This is a genomic window from Taibaiella chishuiensis, from assembly GCF_003014535.1.
Taxonomy (GTDB): Bacteria; Bacteroidota; Bacteroidia; order Chitinophagales; family Chitinophagaceae; genus Taibaiella; species Taibaiella chishuiensis.
Genome location: NZ_PYGD01000007.1, coordinates 29631 through 45026, shown reverse-complemented (window position 1 = coordinate 45026; position 15396 = coordinate 29631). Strand labels below are relative to the sequence as shown.

At 50.3% G+C, this 15396-nt stretch carries 14 protein-coding genes; 11 read left to right on the top strand and 3 right to left on the bottom strand.

What is annotated here, in order from left to right:
* Positions 1 to 419: 419 nt before the first annotated feature.
* Both B0I18_RS16860 and B0I18_RS16855 read right to left on the bottom strand, forming a co-directional pair.
* Positions 420 to 2915, bottom strand: coding sequence for a bifunctional UDP-N-acetylmuramoyl-tripeptide:D-alanyl-D-alanine ligase/alanine racemase (locus tag B0I18_RS16860; protein WP_106523916.1), 2496 nt, complete (start codon positions 2913 to 2915; stop codon positions 420 to 422).
* A gap of 63 nt (positions 2916 to 2978) precedes the next feature.
* Positions 2979 to 4148, bottom strand: coding sequence for an AIR synthase-related protein (locus B0I18_RS16855; RefSeq protein ID WP_106523915.1), 1170 nt, complete (start codon positions 4146 to 4148; stop codon positions 2979 to 2981).
* Positions 4149 to 4349: 201 nt separating this feature from the next.
* Between B0I18_RS16855 and B0I18_RS16845 the strand changes: the two genes are divergently transcribed.
* The 4 genes from B0I18_RS16845 (at position 4350) to B0I18_RS16830 (ending at position 6980) form a co-directional block, all read left to right on the top strand.
* Positions 4350 to 5069, top strand: coding sequence for an MBL fold metallo-hydrolase (locus B0I18_RS16845; protein ID WP_106523913.1), 720 nt, complete (start codon positions 4350 to 4352; stop codon positions 5067 to 5069).
* Between the two features lie 60 nt (positions 5070 to 5129).
* Positions 5130 to 5717 carry a hypothetical protein gene (locus B0I18_RS16840; protein ID WP_146146781.1) on the top strand — a complete coding sequence of 196 codons (588 nt, stop codon included), beginning with the start codon at positions 5130 to 5132 and terminating at the stop codon, positions 5715 to 5717.
* A gap of 39 nt (positions 5718 to 5756) precedes the next feature.
* Complete coding sequence (locus B0I18_RS16835; RefSeq protein ID WP_106523911.1) at positions 5757 to 6368, top strand: hypothetical protein; 612 nt, start codon at positions 5757 to 5759, stop codon at positions 6366 to 6368.
* Between the two features lie 99 nt (positions 6369 to 6467).
* On the top strand, positions 6468 to 6980 hold the full coding sequence (locus B0I18_RS16830) for a DUF2911 domain-containing protein (protein WP_106523910.1): 513 nt from the start codon (positions 6468 to 6470) through the stop codon (positions 6978 to 6980).
* A gap of 81 nt (positions 6981 to 7061) precedes the next feature.
* On the opposite strand, the gene B0I18_RS16825 is transcribed toward B0I18_RS16830, so the two are convergent.
* The gene (locus tag B0I18_RS16825) at positions 7062 to 7910 is read right to left on the bottom strand and encodes a glutaminyl-peptide cyclotransferase (RefSeq protein ID WP_146146780.1); all 849 of its coding nucleotides are present in this window, start codon (positions 7908 to 7910) and stop codon (positions 7062 to 7064) included.
* Positions 7911 to 8084: 174 nt separating this feature from the next.
* Between B0I18_RS16825 and B0I18_RS16820 the strand changes: the two genes are divergently transcribed.
* From B0I18_RS16820 to B0I18_RS16790, 7 genes are all read left to right on the top strand, one after another.
* Positions 8085 to 8657 carry a YceI family protein gene (locus B0I18_RS16820; protein WP_106523908.1) on the top strand — a complete coding sequence of 191 codons (573 nt, stop codon included), beginning with the start codon at positions 8085 to 8087 and terminating at the stop codon, positions 8655 to 8657.
* Between the two features lies 1 nt (position 8658).
* Positions 8659 to 11514, top strand: coding sequence for a two-component regulator propeller domain-containing protein (locus tag B0I18_RS16815; RefSeq protein WP_106523907.1), 2856 nt, complete (start codon positions 8659 to 8661; stop codon positions 11512 to 11514).
* 12 nt (positions 11515 to 11526) lie between these two features.
* Positions 11527 to 12273, top strand: a complete 747-nt coding sequence (locus tag B0I18_RS16810) for a LytR/AlgR family response regulator transcription factor (protein ID WP_106523906.1) — start codon at positions 11527 to 11529, stop codon at positions 12271 to 12273.
* Between the two features lie 112 nt (positions 12274 to 12385).
* Positions 12386 to 12781 carry an OB-fold protein gene (locus B0I18_RS16805; protein WP_106523905.1) on the top strand — a complete coding sequence of 132 codons (396 nt, stop codon included), beginning with the start codon at positions 12386 to 12388 and terminating at the stop codon, positions 12779 to 12781.
* A 51-nt stretch (positions 12782 to 12832) separates the two neighbouring features.
* Positions 12833 to 13210: a hypothetical protein gene (locus B0I18_RS16800; RefSeq protein ID WP_106523904.1), complete on the top strand. Its 378-nt coding sequence runs from the start codon at positions 12833 to 12835 to the stop codon at positions 13208 to 13210.
* 41 nt (positions 13211 to 13251) lie between these two features.
* Complete coding sequence (locus B0I18_RS16795) at positions 13252 to 13797, top strand: YceI family protein (protein ID WP_106523903.1); 546 nt, start codon at positions 13252 to 13254, stop codon at positions 13795 to 13797.
* A gap of 35 nt (positions 13798 to 13832) precedes the next feature.
* On the top strand, positions 13833 to 14792 hold the full coding sequence (locus tag B0I18_RS16790; protein WP_219905999.1) for a DUF5777 family beta-barrel protein: 960 nt from the start codon (positions 13833 to 13835) through the stop codon (positions 14790 to 14792).
* Positions 14793 to 15396 lie beyond the last annotated feature (604 nt).

Here is a 15396-nt window from a genome sequence, read left to right as displayed (position 1 = left end):
ATAAGGCCCCGGCGGTAATTTCTGGCTGAAAACAGACTGCTCCGTTAAAGAAACAGCCTTTTTCTCCGTAAAATAATATTGCAGTAATTAACGCAGCAGGGTTACATTGCCGGTATATTGTTCCCGGCTGCCGTTTTAAGGGCGCCTTTAACGATGTTGCGGTATCGCCACCGGATTGCTGTTTGCCGTTAAAGCGCCCATCCCAGCGCCTGCCCGGGGTTTGTGTGGTCAGGAATATTACCTGGCCCGGCGGTTAAATACCTGCATATTGCAAGCATGTTGTACCGGTGTTACCTATAGACAGGTAAAGGGTCGTGTGCGTTGGCGGGCAATAGCCGGATCGATCATAAAGTTGCGTCCTAAATAAAAAAAGACACCCTCGAAAAGGGTGTCTTCACTTAAAAAGCTATATTATAATTTTATTCATTTACATAGATACGGTTCACGCGTTGCGAGATGCCGGTCAGTACTTCGTAGGGTATTGTTTTGGCCCAATCGGCCAGTTGCCCGATCGGCAATTCGTTGCCAAATACGATAACCTCGTCGCCCACGGCGGCATTGTCGATACCGGTAATGTCCAGCATACACATGTCCATGCATACGGCACCTACTACCGGTGCGGGTTTGCCATGTACCAGCATATGGGCATTGCCATTACCAAAGTCGCGGAAGTAACCATCCGCATAACCGATACTTACCGTAGCGATGCGGCTGTCGCGTTCCAGTTTGCCCTTGCGGCTGTAGCCCACGGTTTCGCCGGCTTTCAGCTCTTTGATCTGGGCTATGGTGGTTTTTAAGGTACCTATGTTCTGCAGCTGGTGCTGTACTTTATCGCTGCCGTCAAAGCCATACATCCCGATACCGAGGCGTACCATATCATAGTACAGTTCGGGGTGACGGGTAATACCGGTCGAGTTGACCAGGTGGCGTAAGGGGCGGGTGGGTAATACCTGCATCAGCTCCTGGCTCATGTTGTCGAAGTTGCGGGCCTGCTCGGCGGTAAAGCCGTCGAAGTCGGCGGAGTCGCTGCCGGCCAGGTGACTGAAAATGCTTACTACCTTAATGGCGGTATTGACCTTAAGCTCGGCCATCAGCTCGGGCAGTTCGTGCGGCATAAAGCCCAGGCGGTGCATACCCGTATCCAGCTTGATGTGTACCGGGTAGTGGCTTACATTGAGGGTATGTGCGATCTCGGTAAACTGTTGCAGGGAGTAGATCGAAAAGATCTCGGGCTCCAATTTCCAGGAGATCATACGGTCGAAGGCCCCGGCCTCCGGGCTCATCACCATGATGGGGGCGCTAATACCGGCCTTGCGCAAGGCTACACCCTCGTCTACATACGCAACGGTAAGATAGTCGACCCCGGCAAACTGCAACAGGTTGGCGATCTCGTAACTGCCGCTGCCGTAGGAGTAAGCTTTAACCATAGCCATCATCTTTACCGGCGCGGGCAAGAGGGCACGGTATACGTTCAGGTTATTCTGGATCGCCGACAGGTTTATTTCCAGCACCGTCTTGTGGATCTTTTGTTCCAGCAGCTTTTCGATCTTCTCGAAACGGAAGGCCCTGGCGCCTTTCAGCAGGATGGCCTCGTTTTCGAAAGTGATCATATGCATCTTTTTCAGGAACTCTTCGGTAGATTTGAAAAAGATGCTGCGTAGTTTTTTATGCTTACGGAAGGTAGGCTTGTGTTTGGACAGCGCTACGCCGATACAGATAATACGGTAGATGTTCTTCTGGCTTACGAGTTCGGCCACCTCTTCGTACAGGTCGCCGTCGGGTTTACCGATCTGCAGCATGTCCGACAGGATCACGGTGCGGCGCGGGTGTTGCTTTTGCTGCTCCAGGAAGTCGAGCGCGATCTGCAGCGAGGTCAGGTCGGAATTATACGTATCGTTAATGATCGTACAATTGTCCACGCCATGCAGCAGTTCCAGGCGCATGGCAACCGGGTGCAGCCTGGCCATACGTTCGGCGATCTGGCTGTCTTCGATTTTGAAGAGCAGCAGCACGCACCAGCAATGGATGGCATTTTCTATAGATGCATTATCGCTGAAGGGGATCAGGATCGCAATCTCGCGCTCCTCGTATACACCACGTATGGTAGTGGAATTACTGCTCTTATCAATGCCCTGGATACGCAGGGTAGCTTCCGATTTCTGCGACCAGGTAAATACTTTCAGGTCATCTTCTTCGCCGCTGCGGATCTGGTGGCAGTATTGTACAATGCATTCGTTCAGCTCGTGGTGATCTTTACAATAGATCAGCTCTTTGGCATGACGGAAAAGGATCAGTTTTTCGTTGATCTTTTGCCGGTTGTTGAGGAAGCCCTCGCTGTGCGCCTCGCCGATATTGGTAAAGATACCGATGTCGGGATGCAGGATGCGCTCGGACCGGCTCATTTCGCCGGGCTGGGATATGCCCGCCTCGAATATACCCAGGGTATGGTGGGCTTGCATACGCCATACCGAAAGGGGCACGCCGATCTGCGAATTATAACTTTTGGGGCTGCGGATGATCTTATAATTTTCGGAAAGCAACTGGAACAGCCATTCCTTTACAATAGTCTTACCATTGCTGCCCGTAATACCGATCACCGGTATATGAAACTGGTTGCGATGCGCCGTGGCCAGCTGGTGCAGCGCCGTAAGCGTATCGGTTACTTTCAGGAACTGGGCATCTTTGTATTTTGCAGTATCTGTCTCCTCGCTTATAAGGAAGGTACGAACGCCTTTCTCATAAGCGTCGTCGATAAACTGGTGCCCGTCGCGGTGACTGCCTTTTATGGCAATAAACATGGCACGGGCAGGATTGACGATCTTCCTGCTGTCGATCAGTAGTTCCGCTATGTCAATATCTTTTACTTCTGGTATTGCTTCTGCTTTGGTGGCCTTTAGTATGTCGTTGAGGTTCATTGGTGCGCGCTACGCTGTTATACTGGTTATAGGTGTGGGGTGGGGTGATAGCGATGCTTTGGTTTAATACTGGAAGGTACCGAATTCACTTTCGATGGTCAGGCCGTTCTTTTCTGCCGCTTCTACATAACCGCTTACCTGCGCTTCGATATGGAAGGTCGCAGCCAGCTCTACCAGGGCTTTGGCGGTTTCGGCATCGGTAAATATTTCAAGCCGCTGGCCCATATTGAATACCTGGTACATTTCTTTCCAGTCGGTGCCGGCTGCCTGCTGTATCATCCGGAAAATAGGCGGAGCAGCGAGCAGGTTGTTTTTTACGATCTTCAGACCCTGTGGCAGGTAGTGCAGGCATTTGGTCTGGCCGCCGCCGCTGCAGTGGATAATGCCGTGTATCTTGTCGAAATGGTTTTCCAGTACTTTAAGCACCAGGGGCGCATAGGTACGGGTAGGCGACAGGATCAGTTTACCGGCGTCCAGCGGGGTTTCGGTCGCATCGGTCAGTTTATAAATACCGTTATACACAACTTCTTTAGGTAAAGCGGGGTCCAGGCTTTCGGGGTATTTCGCTGCATAATCATGATGCAGCAGTTCGTGGCGTGCGCTGGTAAGCCCGTTGCTGCCGATACCGCTGTTGTATTCGGTTTCGTATACCGCCTGGCCATAAGAGGCAAACGATACGATCACGTCGCCGGGTTGAATATGATCGGTAGTTACTATTTTTTTGCGGGGCATACGGCATGCCATAGTGCCGTCTACGATCACGGTACGTACCACATCGCCTACGTCGGCCGTTTCGCCACCCATAAAGTGCACATCGATACCATATGTTTTCAGGGTATCGAAAAATTCCTGGGAACCATTGATGATACCGCCGATCACTTCGCCCGGGATCAGGTGCTTGTTGCGCCCGATGGTCGAAGAGTAGGTAAAGGGACCGGTAGCGCCTACACAGAGCATGTCGTCGATGTTCATCACGATCGAATCGATGGCCACGCCTTTCCATACGCTCATATCACCGGTTTCTTTCCAGTAGAGATAGGCCAGGATGGATTTTGTACCGGCGCCGTCGGCATGCATAATGCTGCAATAGTCAGGATCATTACCCCAATAGTCAGGATATATTTTGCAAAAGGCTTTTGGAAACAGTCCTTTGTCTAACTTTGCCACGGCTTGGTGTACTTCTTCTTTTTGTGCGGAAACGCCCCGGAGGGCATAACGGTCTTGAGGATTCATGCAAAAATTATGTTGGAGTGCAAAGGTAATCATTTTTACGGCTTCGCAGGTAGCGCCGGTTAGATATGGCGCCTGGTCCTGCCCTGGTATCAGGCCCTTGTTTGCTGCGGCAGGCAAAGCCCGGGTGCCTATTATTATTTTAAAATTATATTTGTTTTTTGTGGCCGGTTCCCGGCAGCAAAAACAGGATAAACAGTTATTATGACACAGATCTTCCCGCTTTCAGAAGGCACTTTTACGATTGGACGTGACAAGATATTTCAACCCTTTAACGAAGCCCTGGATGAGCTTAACGACCGGCCCACGGGTTCGCTTCTGGTGGAGGTACAGCCCTTTGCCGTGGTAAACGACCGCGATGTGATCCTGCTCGATACCGGACTGGGCTTTAATAATCCCGATGGTATGGCCCATCTGCCGGGCAATCTCGAACAGCACAATATTCATCCCGAAGATGTAACCAAGGTACTGCTCTCGCACCTGCACAAGGACCATGCCGGCGGCCTCGACCTGGCGCTGTTTCCCAACGCCACCTTTTATGTATATGAAAAGGAACTGGCTTATGCCAAAGAGGTTGGCTTTCCTTCTTATTATGTAGACGACCTGCTGCAGCTCGAAGGCCATCCCCGCGTTACCTGGCTTAAAGAAGAAGCGGGCACGATAGACGGTTATATCCGGTACCAGCATACCGACGGCCACAGCCCGCAACATATCGTGTTCTTTATCGATTCCGAAGAGGGCATTATCTTTTACGGCGGCGACGAAGCCCCGCAATACAAGCAGATGAAGATGAAGTACGTGGCCAAATATGATTATGATGGCAAAAAGGCGATGCAATTGCGCGAGCAGTGGGCAGAAGAAGGCGCAGGTAAATGGCGCTTCCTTTTTTACCACGATGTAAAAACACCGATAGCAAAATTGTAAATACGGCCGGTTGCATAGCAACCGGTTTTTTCTTACTTTGGGCTATATTTACTGTTGTTTATGGAAAGCTGGATGGACAGCCTTGCGCCCGAAACGCGCCGCGTAATTGACCTGATCATATTGTTACACACCGCCGGGGTGTTGGTGGCTTATTGCTTCTACCTGAAAAGCGTTACCGGTTTGCTTCAGTTCATTAGCCCGGTCAACCGCACCATACGCCCGGCAATGGTTTGGCTGCTGCTTTTAGGCTTCGTTCCTTACTTTACGAACCTGTTCGGAACATTTATGTATGTTCCGTTTATATTAAGAAGCAAAATCACCTATTTGTTTTTTTGCTTTGCCATAATCCTGCAATTTTTTATCGTAGGTCGCGTAGCTATCGCCATAAGCGCCGAGTACCGGAGCCGGCGCCTGCCCACGAGGTTTGCACCGACCTTCAAACGGGGTATACTCTATTGTCTTGCCAATTTAGTGCAATTATTGATGTTGCTGCTTCATCAAGGCAGGGAACTAACCATTGCCGCCTGGTGCCTGGTGATGGTGACCTGGATTGTTTATTGGGTTGGTGTGGCCCGGTATAAAAAAGCAATCAGCCATTTGCCGGTAGGTAGCGACCCGGATAGTATATTTTTTGCGGGGAATGCTTAACTTCAATTTCTATATAAGCCTTTAATTACCCTTATACCTATGAATGAATTAAACAACCTGCCAGAAGGCATGCTCGCTGCGGTGTTGGCGATTGTGGGCGTTTTGGTGCTCGCAGCTGCCGTTGTCTACTGCGTATATGTAAAGAACCTGCAGGATACCCTGAAAGCCGTAAGGCCTCAAAACCGGCAAATGCAGCCGGCACAGGTATGGCTGCTTTTAATTTCCTTCCTCAACATCTTCCTTGCGATACCGATCTATTTCGGTCTGAACGGCAGACTGGCATTGAGTTCCGGGCTGTTTTCGGGTATGGAGTATATATCGGGCGCCATCAGCCTGTTTACGCTTATCTGGCAGTTCCGGATCGTGCAGAAGTTGTCGGAGTCTATTGCGCAGGAGTACGCCAGCCGTAATATGCAGGTCGAGCCGAAACCTACTTTCCAACCCGGCCTTATTTATTGTATCCTGAACCTGGTCTCCCTGCTGGTCGGTTTGTTGCCCCGTCCTGTGCCCGGATTCGGCTTTGCTATTGGTATCGGGATGATCGTTTACTGGATTATATACTGGGTAAAAACCGCGGCTTATAAAAAGGAAATGCGTGTTATGCCGGAGTATAACGACAACGAAAGCGACCTGTTCCGCAACCTGTATTAAGAAAAGGTAAGCCCTCCGGGCAAAAGCAAATCATTAACATGGTTTAAACACAAGGCCCTTTATCTTCGTTGCTCCTTTAAAAACAATAACACAAACATTATGAAAAAGATCGCAGCATTTTGCACCATGCTTCTGGCTTCAGGGATGATGCTCCAGGCCCAGGAAACCAAGAAAGAAGCACCTAAGAGCCCCGCAGCCAGCGCCAAGAACGCTATAGCCGAGGTGAACTACAGCCAGCCGTCCAAACGCGGCCGCGAAATTTTTGGCAAACTGGTACCTTATGGCGAAGTATGGCGCACCGGCGCTAACATGTCTACCGACCTTACGGTAAAAACAGATGTAATGTTTGGTGGCCAGGAGCTGAAAGCCGGTACCTATGCCGTGTTTACCATTCCCGGTGAGCAGGAGTGGACGGTGATCCTCAACAGCCAGCCTAAACAGAAAGGTGCTTCGGAATACGAAGAAAACAAAGATAAAAACGTGCTGGAAGTGAAAGCGCCGGTTGAACATACCAAAACCGTGCAGGAAAAATTCACCATCAGCTTCGTAAAAGATAACATGGTATTCAGCTGGGATAACGTACGCGTGCCTGTACAGCTGAAAAAGAAATAAGTCCCCGGTTTCTGCCGGTAACAAAAAAAGCACAACTCTCCGGAGTTGTGCTTTTTTATATTCTAACCGTTATAGCCGGTATTAATGTTCGAATTCCACTTCGTAAATGGTCGGCCACATTTTACCGGTTACATAGATCTTGTCTGCGGCGGCATCATAGGCAATGCCGTTCATTTCCTGGGCGTTCCTGTATTTCGTACGGGCATCGTTGCTCAGGTCGTTCATATTGAGCTTACCCACGATATTGCCGGTAGCCGGGTCGATCTTTACGATATAATTGGTCATCCAGATATTGGCATAGATAAAGCCTTTGATGTATTCCAGCTCGTTCAGGTTATTGACGGGGTTGCCGTTTTCTTTTACGGTTAAGGTGCCTGTTACCTGCTGGTTGTCGGGGTTAAGGAAGGTTAGCGTAGCGCTGCCGTCGCTCATAATCAGCTTTTGCCCGTCGGTGGTAAAGCCCCAGCCCTCTTTATTGGCATAGCTGAATTCGCCGGTTCTTTTAAAAGTGGTGGCATCATAAATAAAGCCTTTCTGGTTCTGGTAGGTAAGCTGGTAAATTTTGTTGTTCAGCAATACGATACCTTCGCCGAAATAGATATTACGGTCGATCTCTATCTTTTCGTCGAGCTTGCCCGTCTTTAAGTTAAGAATACCGATCAGCGAACGGGTAAACGGGATATTATCGGGAGCGCCGGTACTTTCGTATACTTTGCCTTCGTGTACCAGGAAGCCTTCTACAAAAAGCGTGGTATCGTGCGGATGGGTAGCTTTTACTTTAAAAGGTATCAGCGCAGCCGGCGCCGACGGGGTGGTGGCTACAGCCGGCGGTGTAGCGGTCTGTGCCGGCGGCTCCGTGGTGGTCGTTTCATTATTGCCACAGCTCCAGAGGCCGCATAAAGCAAGGACCGGAATTATTTTTTTGTACATATTAGGATGTAAGATGAAAAAATGACATATATTGTACCGGTAACAATACAGGTAACCGGCAGCTAAATTAAGGGATTTAAGTTTCGGAAAAAGATGATTCAGGACGAAAAGATAAAATATTGCCGGATGGCGGTCCGGCGGTATCGCGTAAGTACAAAAAAACAATACACAACAATGCTACAACGACTGCATTACAGGCGTCTGCTCGCGGTACTGCTGCTGTGCCTGCCGCCTGGCGCCTATGCCGGCCCGGCTATCTACGAGGTGCGTAACGGCGAGGTACGGTTCTCTTCGGAAGCGCCCAAAGAACTGATCAAAGCCTCTTCCCGCAAACTACAGGGTATCCTCGATACGGAAAAAATGATCTTTGCCTTCAAGGTTTATATCCCTTCCTTTATGGGTTTTAACAGCCCGTTGCAACGCGATCATTTCAACGAGAATTATATGGAAAGCCGCAACTTCCCGGATGCGGTATTCCGGGGTAAGATCATTGAGTCGGTAGACCTGGGCCGCGAAGGTACCTACCAGGTAAGGGCCAAAGGCAAACTGATCGTACATGGCGTAGAGCAGGAGCGTATTATCCGGGTGCAGATGGTGGTCAGGAATGCCCGTTTCCAGGTAAGCTCCACCTTCCCCATTTTGCTCAACGATCATAATATCAAGATCCCCCGCATTGTCGACGATAAGCTGTCGCCCGAGATCAATGTTTCTGTCAGAGCCACTTTAGAACCCCAATCCCGTTCCTGATATGAGGCTCCTGTGTTTGCTGGTTTGCCTGCTGTCCGGCGCTTTGTATGCCCAGCAACCTTTCCTGCGTGATGTATGGCTGGGCGAAAGCCGGGTGCCGGTCAAGGTCAATGTGCTGGCCCAGGACCCGCGCGGTTACATTATGGCCGGTACCGACAAAGGTTTGTTCCGCTACAACGGGGCCCTGTCTAAAGAAGTGCCCTCGCGTATACCCGGCGCCGTAACGGCCCTGGCCCTTATCGACGGCGAACTGTGGTTGGGGTATAAGAACGGGCAATTGGGCAAACTGGTCCGGGACTCCGTACAACCCTTACCCTTTAAAAATTATACCAACACGACCACGGTCAATGCCATCAAAAAGGCTGCAGACGCCACTGTTTTCGTAGCTACGGAAAGCGGGCTGGTGGCTGTACACAAAGGTGTTGCCACTACCTATACCACCAGGCAGGGGCTTTCTGACAACTTTGTTTATAACCTGGCCATACTACCCGATGGCCGCATACTGGCCGGAACCGATATGGGTATTAACGATATCCGGTTCCGGAACGGCAAACCGGAGATACAGGTCATCTCCATGGCCGAGGGCCTGCCCGACAATATTGTACGCGTTATCCGCAACTGGCCGGGCTCCGACCGCTACTGGATTGGCACGCAGCAGCGGGGTGGGGCGCTGTACGATATGAAGGCCCGCCGCAATATCGCCATAAAACCCAATATGCCCTGGTTCTTCGGACAGGTCAACGATGTATTAACGCTTGGGGCCGGCAAGTCGCTGGCCGCTACCGACGAGGGGTATATCGTAGAAGCCGATGTGCATGCCGACGATTCGCTTATCGCCCGTAATTTCTACTTTGCCAACCGTACGTTCAATGCCTTGCTGCGCGATACTTCCGGCAATATCTGGTGTGGTACCAATACCGGTCTGGGTATGCTCAGTTACGAGTATATAGCCGGCTTGCCGCTCGATAAGCCTTATTCGCTGAGCCAGGTAACTGCCATCTGTTGCGACCGCGATAATATGTTGTGGATCGCGCTTAAAAATAAATTATACCGTATCGACCTTGCCGGCGGCAACTCGGCCCTGGTGCCGGCCGGCGCCTTTAACGACCCGGTAAGCAGCCTGTACTGCGATGCCAGTAACCGCCTGTGGCTGGGCTCGGCCGGCAGCGGGGTATGGTATAAAGAACCGGGCCAGGCCAGGTTCGTAAAGGTACCGGTAACGATTACGGGCGAAGACAATATCCTGAGTATTACCGGCACCCGCTCCGCCATCTGGATTGCCGGCCTGAACGGGGTGCGGGAACTTTGTTATCCCGATGCTCTGGGAGGTATTGCCGTAAGGCATCTGCACAATAAAAACACCGGTATCGGCAGCGACTACATTTACCAGTTGTATGCCGACAGCAAGGACCGGGTATGGATGGCCACCGACGGAGCCGGTGTTTGTATGTATGATGGCGGCCATTATTACACCTGGGAAAACTTTAAAGTGCCCGGCGACGATGTGGTCTATTCTATTACCGAAGATGCTTACGGCAATATATGGGCCGGTACCCTTAAAAAAAATATTTACCAGTATAGCCGCGGCCTGTGGACCAACCGCAAACAAGCCGGCAGCGCCGAAAGCAATGCGGGCCTGTCTGCCCTGCAGACCAATGCTACAGGACAGGTGCTGGCGCTGTTCCAGAACCGGCTGGACCTCTGGTTTCCCAACAGTAATGCATTCCGTTATTTCAGCACTTTTTCGGATATGGACATCGACAGCACTTCCGATGTGCTGAACTGTACTACCCGCGACAAGGATGGCAATATTTACCTGCCGTATGAACACGGTATCCTGGTGGTAAAGAACCAGGCTTCCCGCTTTTCCATACGGCCGGGCGTAAGTATATTACGGGTAACCAGTAATTCAAAAGACGTAATGCCGGGCCAGGACCAGTTTAAGCCCGACGATAATTTTATCAGTTTTTACTTCGATGGCATATCCTATACCAATCCCGAAAAGCTGACCTACCGTTACCGGCTCGAAGGCTACAGCAATAACTGGATTTATACCAACGAGCCCGTGGCTTCGTTTCCCAAGCTGCCTTCCGGCCAGTTTACCTTCAGGGTACAGGTATCGCTCAACGGCAACTTCGAAGCCGCCCGGGAAGCAGTCTACAGCTTCGGTATTGCCATACCGGTATGGCGGCGCTGGTGGTTTATTACCTTACTTACACTTGCCCTGCTTGCCGCCGTACTCTTGCTTATCCGCCAGCGCGACAACAGGATGAAACGTATGGCAAGCCTGCAGCAGGACCGTATCCGTATGGAGTACGAGCACCTGAAAAGCCAGGTCAATCCGCACTTCCTGTTCAACAGTCTTAATACCCTTACCAACCTGATCGAAGAGGATGCAGGCAGCGCTGTAACTTATACCGAGCGCCTTTCGGACCTGTACCGCAATATGCTCGCGTACCACGACCGTAGTCTCATCATGCTTTCCGAAGAACTCGAGATCCTGTCGGGTTACCTGTATATCCAGCAAAACCGCTTTGGTAAAGCATTACAGGTGGAGACCCGCTTGCCGGCCGACCTGGCGCGCCGTAAGAAGATTGCGCCTATGGCGCTGCAATTGCTGGTCGAGAATGCCATTAAACATAATGTAGTGGCGATATCGTCGCCGTTGATTATTTTTATCACGGCCAATGAAGAGGAGATTGTTGTCCGTAACCGCATCAATCCAAAAGTCAATACTGACCGTAAATCAGGTATAGGCCTGGCTAATATACGCAACCGTTATGCCCTGCTTACCGCAAGGCCCGTGTACTTTATGGCGATAGAAACCGAGTGGGTGGTACGTTTACCTTTACTTTAACTGCGATCAAAGATGAACATTATTATAATTGAAGATGAAGCGCCGGCCTTTAACCGGTTAGGTAAAATGATCAAAGAATTATTGCCTGCGGCCGCCATCGGTCCGCAGCTCGACAGCATCAAGGCAGCCCAGCAATGGTTTGCCTTCAACGATGCGCCCGACCTGCTTTTCCTCGATATCAACCTGGCCGACGGTTCCTCCTTCGACCTGCTTAAACTTATAAAGATCGATTGCCCCATTATCTTTACCACGGCCTATGACCAGTATGCGCTAGAAGCCTTTAAAGTATCCAGTATCGACTACCTGCTTAAGCCGGTAAAACGCGAAGACCTGCAGGGCGCCTTTTACAAACTCCGGCAGTTTAAAGGTATCTTCAAATCCGCCACAGCAGCGGATCCTGGGCCGGCAAAAGAATTTAAAAAGCGTTTCGTGGTACGTTTTGGCGAACATATCAAAACCCTGAACAGCGAGGATATCGCTTATTTCTTCAGTGAAAGCAAAGCGACCTTTGCCCGCCTCAACGACGGCCGTACCTTTCCGGTAGACTTTAACCTCGATGCCCTCGAGGATCTGCTCGACCCGGCGCTCTTCTTCCGGATCAACCGGCAATTCCTGATCAGCCTGCCGGCTATCGCCGAAATGAAAACCTATTCCAAGGCCCGGGTTATCGTAACCCTGCAGCCCCAGTCGCGGGAGCAGCCCGTAGTCAGCTCCGAGCGCTCGGCCCAGTTCAAGCACTGGCTCGACGGCGAACTCTAAACCGCTTACCCCATATCATCCCGTTTCATCGGGCTATTTTCCTGTTTCGTCCGGATACTGGTTTTCCTGTAACCGGGCCGTAGATATATTTGTTAACAGGAAACGTAATCATATGAAGAAAATAGGCTTGCTCTTATTGGTGCTTGTTGTCATTGCCGGAGGTGTTTTTGTATATCTCTGGAATAAACCGCCTGAAACGGTCGATGGTAAAAAAGCCATCGAGATCAGCAGCACCAACCTGAGCCGTGTTTTCCAGGATAATGAGAAAACAGGCAACGACCTCTACCTGAATAAGGTGATTGCCGTAAACGGGACCATCAGCGAAGTAAGCAAAAACCAGGATGGCAAAACCGTATTGTTGCTCAGCGGCGATGACCCGCTCTCCGGCGTACAGTGCACCATGCGTGATGATAAGGGTAGTTTTGAAAGCGGCAAGACCGTTACCGTAAAAGGGTTTTGCAATGGCTATACCATAGTGGTACTGCTTTCCGACTGTGTAGAGGAATAATACACGCTTCGATTATTCCTGTGTTTTAATACGATATACTACAAGAAGAATATGAACAAGAAATTATGGATATTGGGCATTGCCTTTTCCGGCTTGCTGGTAGTGGTTGGCTGTACCAAAGAGAATGCTGAAGATGCTTACGGTCCGGCGCCGGTAACCTGCGATACTTCCAATGTAACCTATAGCGCCGTTGTGCAGCCCATTATTGCGGCCAAATGCGCCACAAGTGGCTGCCACCTGGGCGCCGGTGCTTCGGGCTGGGACCTGTCCAACTATCACGGTGTGCTTACCGCGACGGAATACCAGGTGCTGATGCCGGCCATTAACCATACCGGTCCGTCGCCGATGCCCAAAGGACAACCCAAGCTGGACGACTGCAGCATAGCCAAGATCCAGAAATGGGTAAATGACGGTGCACCTAATAACTAAGCTCTTTACCCCAATACTTTTTATCCAGAAAAATCAAGAATATGAAAAAAATATTGCTGCTGGCAGCTATTGCCGGCCTGGCTGCTTACCAGGGCAATGCCCAGAAGCTGATGACCCGCACCGGTAAGGTTTCGTTCTTTTCTGCGACACCGGTGGAAAATATAGAAGCATTTAATAACGAAGTGGCCGGCGTGCTCGATACCAAAAGCGGCGACCTCATGTTTATCGTGCCCATAAAAAGCTTTAAGTTCGAAAAGGCCCTGATGCAGGAGCATTTCAACGAAAACTATATGGAGAGCGATAAGTTTCCCAAAGCCGAATACAAAGGCAAGGCCGACCTGGCCGGTGTCAACTTTACCAAAGATGGCAGTTATAAAGTAAAGGCGTCCGGTAAGCTCACTATGCATGGCGTAACCAAAGACGTAAGCGGTCCCGGCACCATCGTGGTAAAAGCCGGAAGCGCTACCGTTAATGCGAAATTTACCGTTAACCCTACCGATTACGGTATTAAGATCCCGGCTGTTGCTTCGTCCAAAATCTCGGATAAAATTGAAGTGACCATAGATACCAACCTGAAAAACAAATAGGGAACCCGGTTCCCCTAATTAATCAAGATCTTGTTATGCAATTGAAATTTATACTGTTTCCTTTAGTATTTTCCCTCGCCGGCCTTCACCTGCATGCGCAGGAGACGAATAAGCCCAAAGACGAAACCGAGGACCTGATGAAGATGCTGGAAAGCGAAACGGATAATAAAGGTACCGCTTATACCACCGCCACGTTTAAGACCACGCGTATCGCCAACGGGCATAGTATCGAGAACCTGGGCAAAGGTGTGCTGGACTTCCGTATCAACCACCGCTTTGGCCGTATCAACCAGGGCTTCAGCGAGTTTTTCGGTTTGGATAATGCCAGTACGCGCATTGGTTTCGATTATGGCATTACCGATTGGCTAATGGTAGGCATCGGGCGCAGTACTTATCTTAAAGATGCAGACGGGTTTGTAAAAGCCAGGATACTCCGGCAGACGGACAACGACCGGATGCCTTTAAGCCTGAGTTATGTGGGCGCAATGTCGATACAGGCTACCGAACTTTACCCGCCACCTGCCGGTTCGGGTATCGAATACAAATTCAGCCAGCGCGTGGCTTATATCAACCAATTGCTTATCGCCCGCAAGTTTGCCAATTGGCTGTCGTTACAGTTGATGCCGACACATATTCATTATAATTTTGTACAGTTCCGCGACGATCCGAACGATGTGTTTGCCATAGGCCTCGGCGGCAGGATCAAGTTGAGCAACCGTATCGCCCTTACCGGCGAATATTACATGGTAGTACCTCCCAACGACAGGCTTACGGGTACCCGCAACTCGCTTACGCTGGGCTTCGATATCGAAACCGGCGGACACGTATTCCAGCTGTTATTCTCCAACTCTACTGGTATTACGGAGCGTACCGTAATCGGGCAGACGACCGGCGGCTGGGATAAAGGCGATATTCATTTCGGGTTCAACATTTCCAGGGTATTTACCGTGGTTAAACCCAAAGGCTTTGAAAGCTCCAGGAATAAAATCTGGTAACAGGTTTGAACATAAAGTAGCGAAAACGTTGCTTCTTAGACCAGGTGTCCCTTTTGTTGAGTAGATTGTAAATTTAGCGATTGTAGAAAGAGCCGGTTATGTCCATAACCGGCTTTTGTATGCCCGGCCGGCAACAAAACCTGTAGCCTGGCGCATCAGGCCCTATTGCTCATGGTTATTAAAAAATGCTGCCTGCTGACGTTCCTGTGCCGGTTTACCCGATTACGCGTAAATACAGGATGCTTGAGTTGCCACAACCATCTACATTTTACTTTAAATACTATTTTTTAATAAAATGATAATAGCGTTTTTGAAATTACTTTATTGAAGTGAATTATAGGCCAGCTTCTGCCGCTGACAATTTAATGGACGGCGGGCTTTTCTGTAACCCGGTTTACAGGCAAACGGCTTAAGCAACGACGACGTTACACGCTTTTTATCTCCCGGGCGAAAAGTATAAATATGCGGCAGGGAAGGGAGGGCGGCGTATGGATACAGGGCCGTTCCGGAACCGGTAGACAGGCTCGCCTGAGATGCCGTCGATACCCTTTGGAAAACCACCAGGCGGGTAGGTCATCAGGTACGCTTTTGGGAGGCACGGTTA

What these genes read in the sequence shown, in the direction of transcription:
- B0I18_RS16860 (WP_106523916.1), bottom strand. Translation starts at nt 2,915, where the DNA reads ATGAACCTCAACGACATACTAAAGGCCACCAAAGCAGAAGCAATACCA.
- B0I18_RS16855 (WP_106523915.1), bottom strand. Translation starts at nt 4,148, where the DNA reads ATGAATCCTCAAGACCGTTATGCCCTCCGGGGCGTTTCCGCACAAAAA.
- B0I18_RS16845 (WP_106523913.1), top strand. Translation starts at nt 4,350, where the DNA reads ATGACACAGATCTTCCCGCTTTCAGAAGGCACTTTTACGATTGGACGT.
- B0I18_RS16840 (WP_146146781.1), top strand. Translation starts at nt 5,130, where the DNA reads ATGGAAAGCTGGATGGACAGCCTTGCGCCCGAAACGCGCCGCGTAATT.
- B0I18_RS16835 (WP_106523911.1), top strand. Translation starts at nt 5,757, where the DNA reads ATGAATGAATTAAACAACCTGCCAGAAGGCATGCTCGCTGCGGTGTTG.
- B0I18_RS16830 (WP_106523910.1), top strand. Translation starts at nt 6,468, where the DNA reads ATGAAAAAGATCGCAGCATTTTGCACCATGCTTCTGGCTTCAGGGATG.
- B0I18_RS16825 (WP_146146780.1), bottom strand. Translation starts at nt 7,910, where the DNA reads ATGTACAAAAAAATAATTCCGGTCCTTGCTTTATGCGGCCTCTGGAGC.
- B0I18_RS16820 (WP_106523908.1), top strand. Translation starts at nt 8,085, where the DNA reads ATGCTACAACGACTGCATTACAGGCGTCTGCTCGCGGTACTGCTGCTG.
- B0I18_RS16815 (WP_106523907.1), top strand. Translation starts at nt 8,659, where the DNA reads ATGAGGCTCCTGTGTTTGCTGGTTTGCCTGCTGTCCGGCGCTTTGTAT.
- B0I18_RS16810 (WP_106523906.1), top strand. Translation starts at nt 11,527, where the DNA reads ATGAACATTATTATAATTGAAGATGAAGCGCCGGCCTTTAACCGGTTA.
- B0I18_RS16805 (WP_106523905.1), top strand. Translation starts at nt 12,386, where the DNA reads ATGAAGAAAATAGGCTTGCTCTTATTGGTGCTTGTTGTCATTGCCGGA.
- B0I18_RS16800 (WP_106523904.1), top strand. Translation starts at nt 12,833, where the DNA reads ATGAACAAGAAATTATGGATATTGGGCATTGCCTTTTCCGGCTTGCTG.
- B0I18_RS16795 (WP_106523903.1), top strand. Translation starts at nt 13,252, where the DNA reads ATGAAAAAAATATTGCTGCTGGCAGCTATTGCCGGCCTGGCTGCTTAC.
- B0I18_RS16790 (WP_219905999.1), top strand. Translation starts at nt 13,833, where the DNA reads ATGCAATTGAAATTTATACTGTTTCCTTTAGTATTTTCCCTCGCCGGC.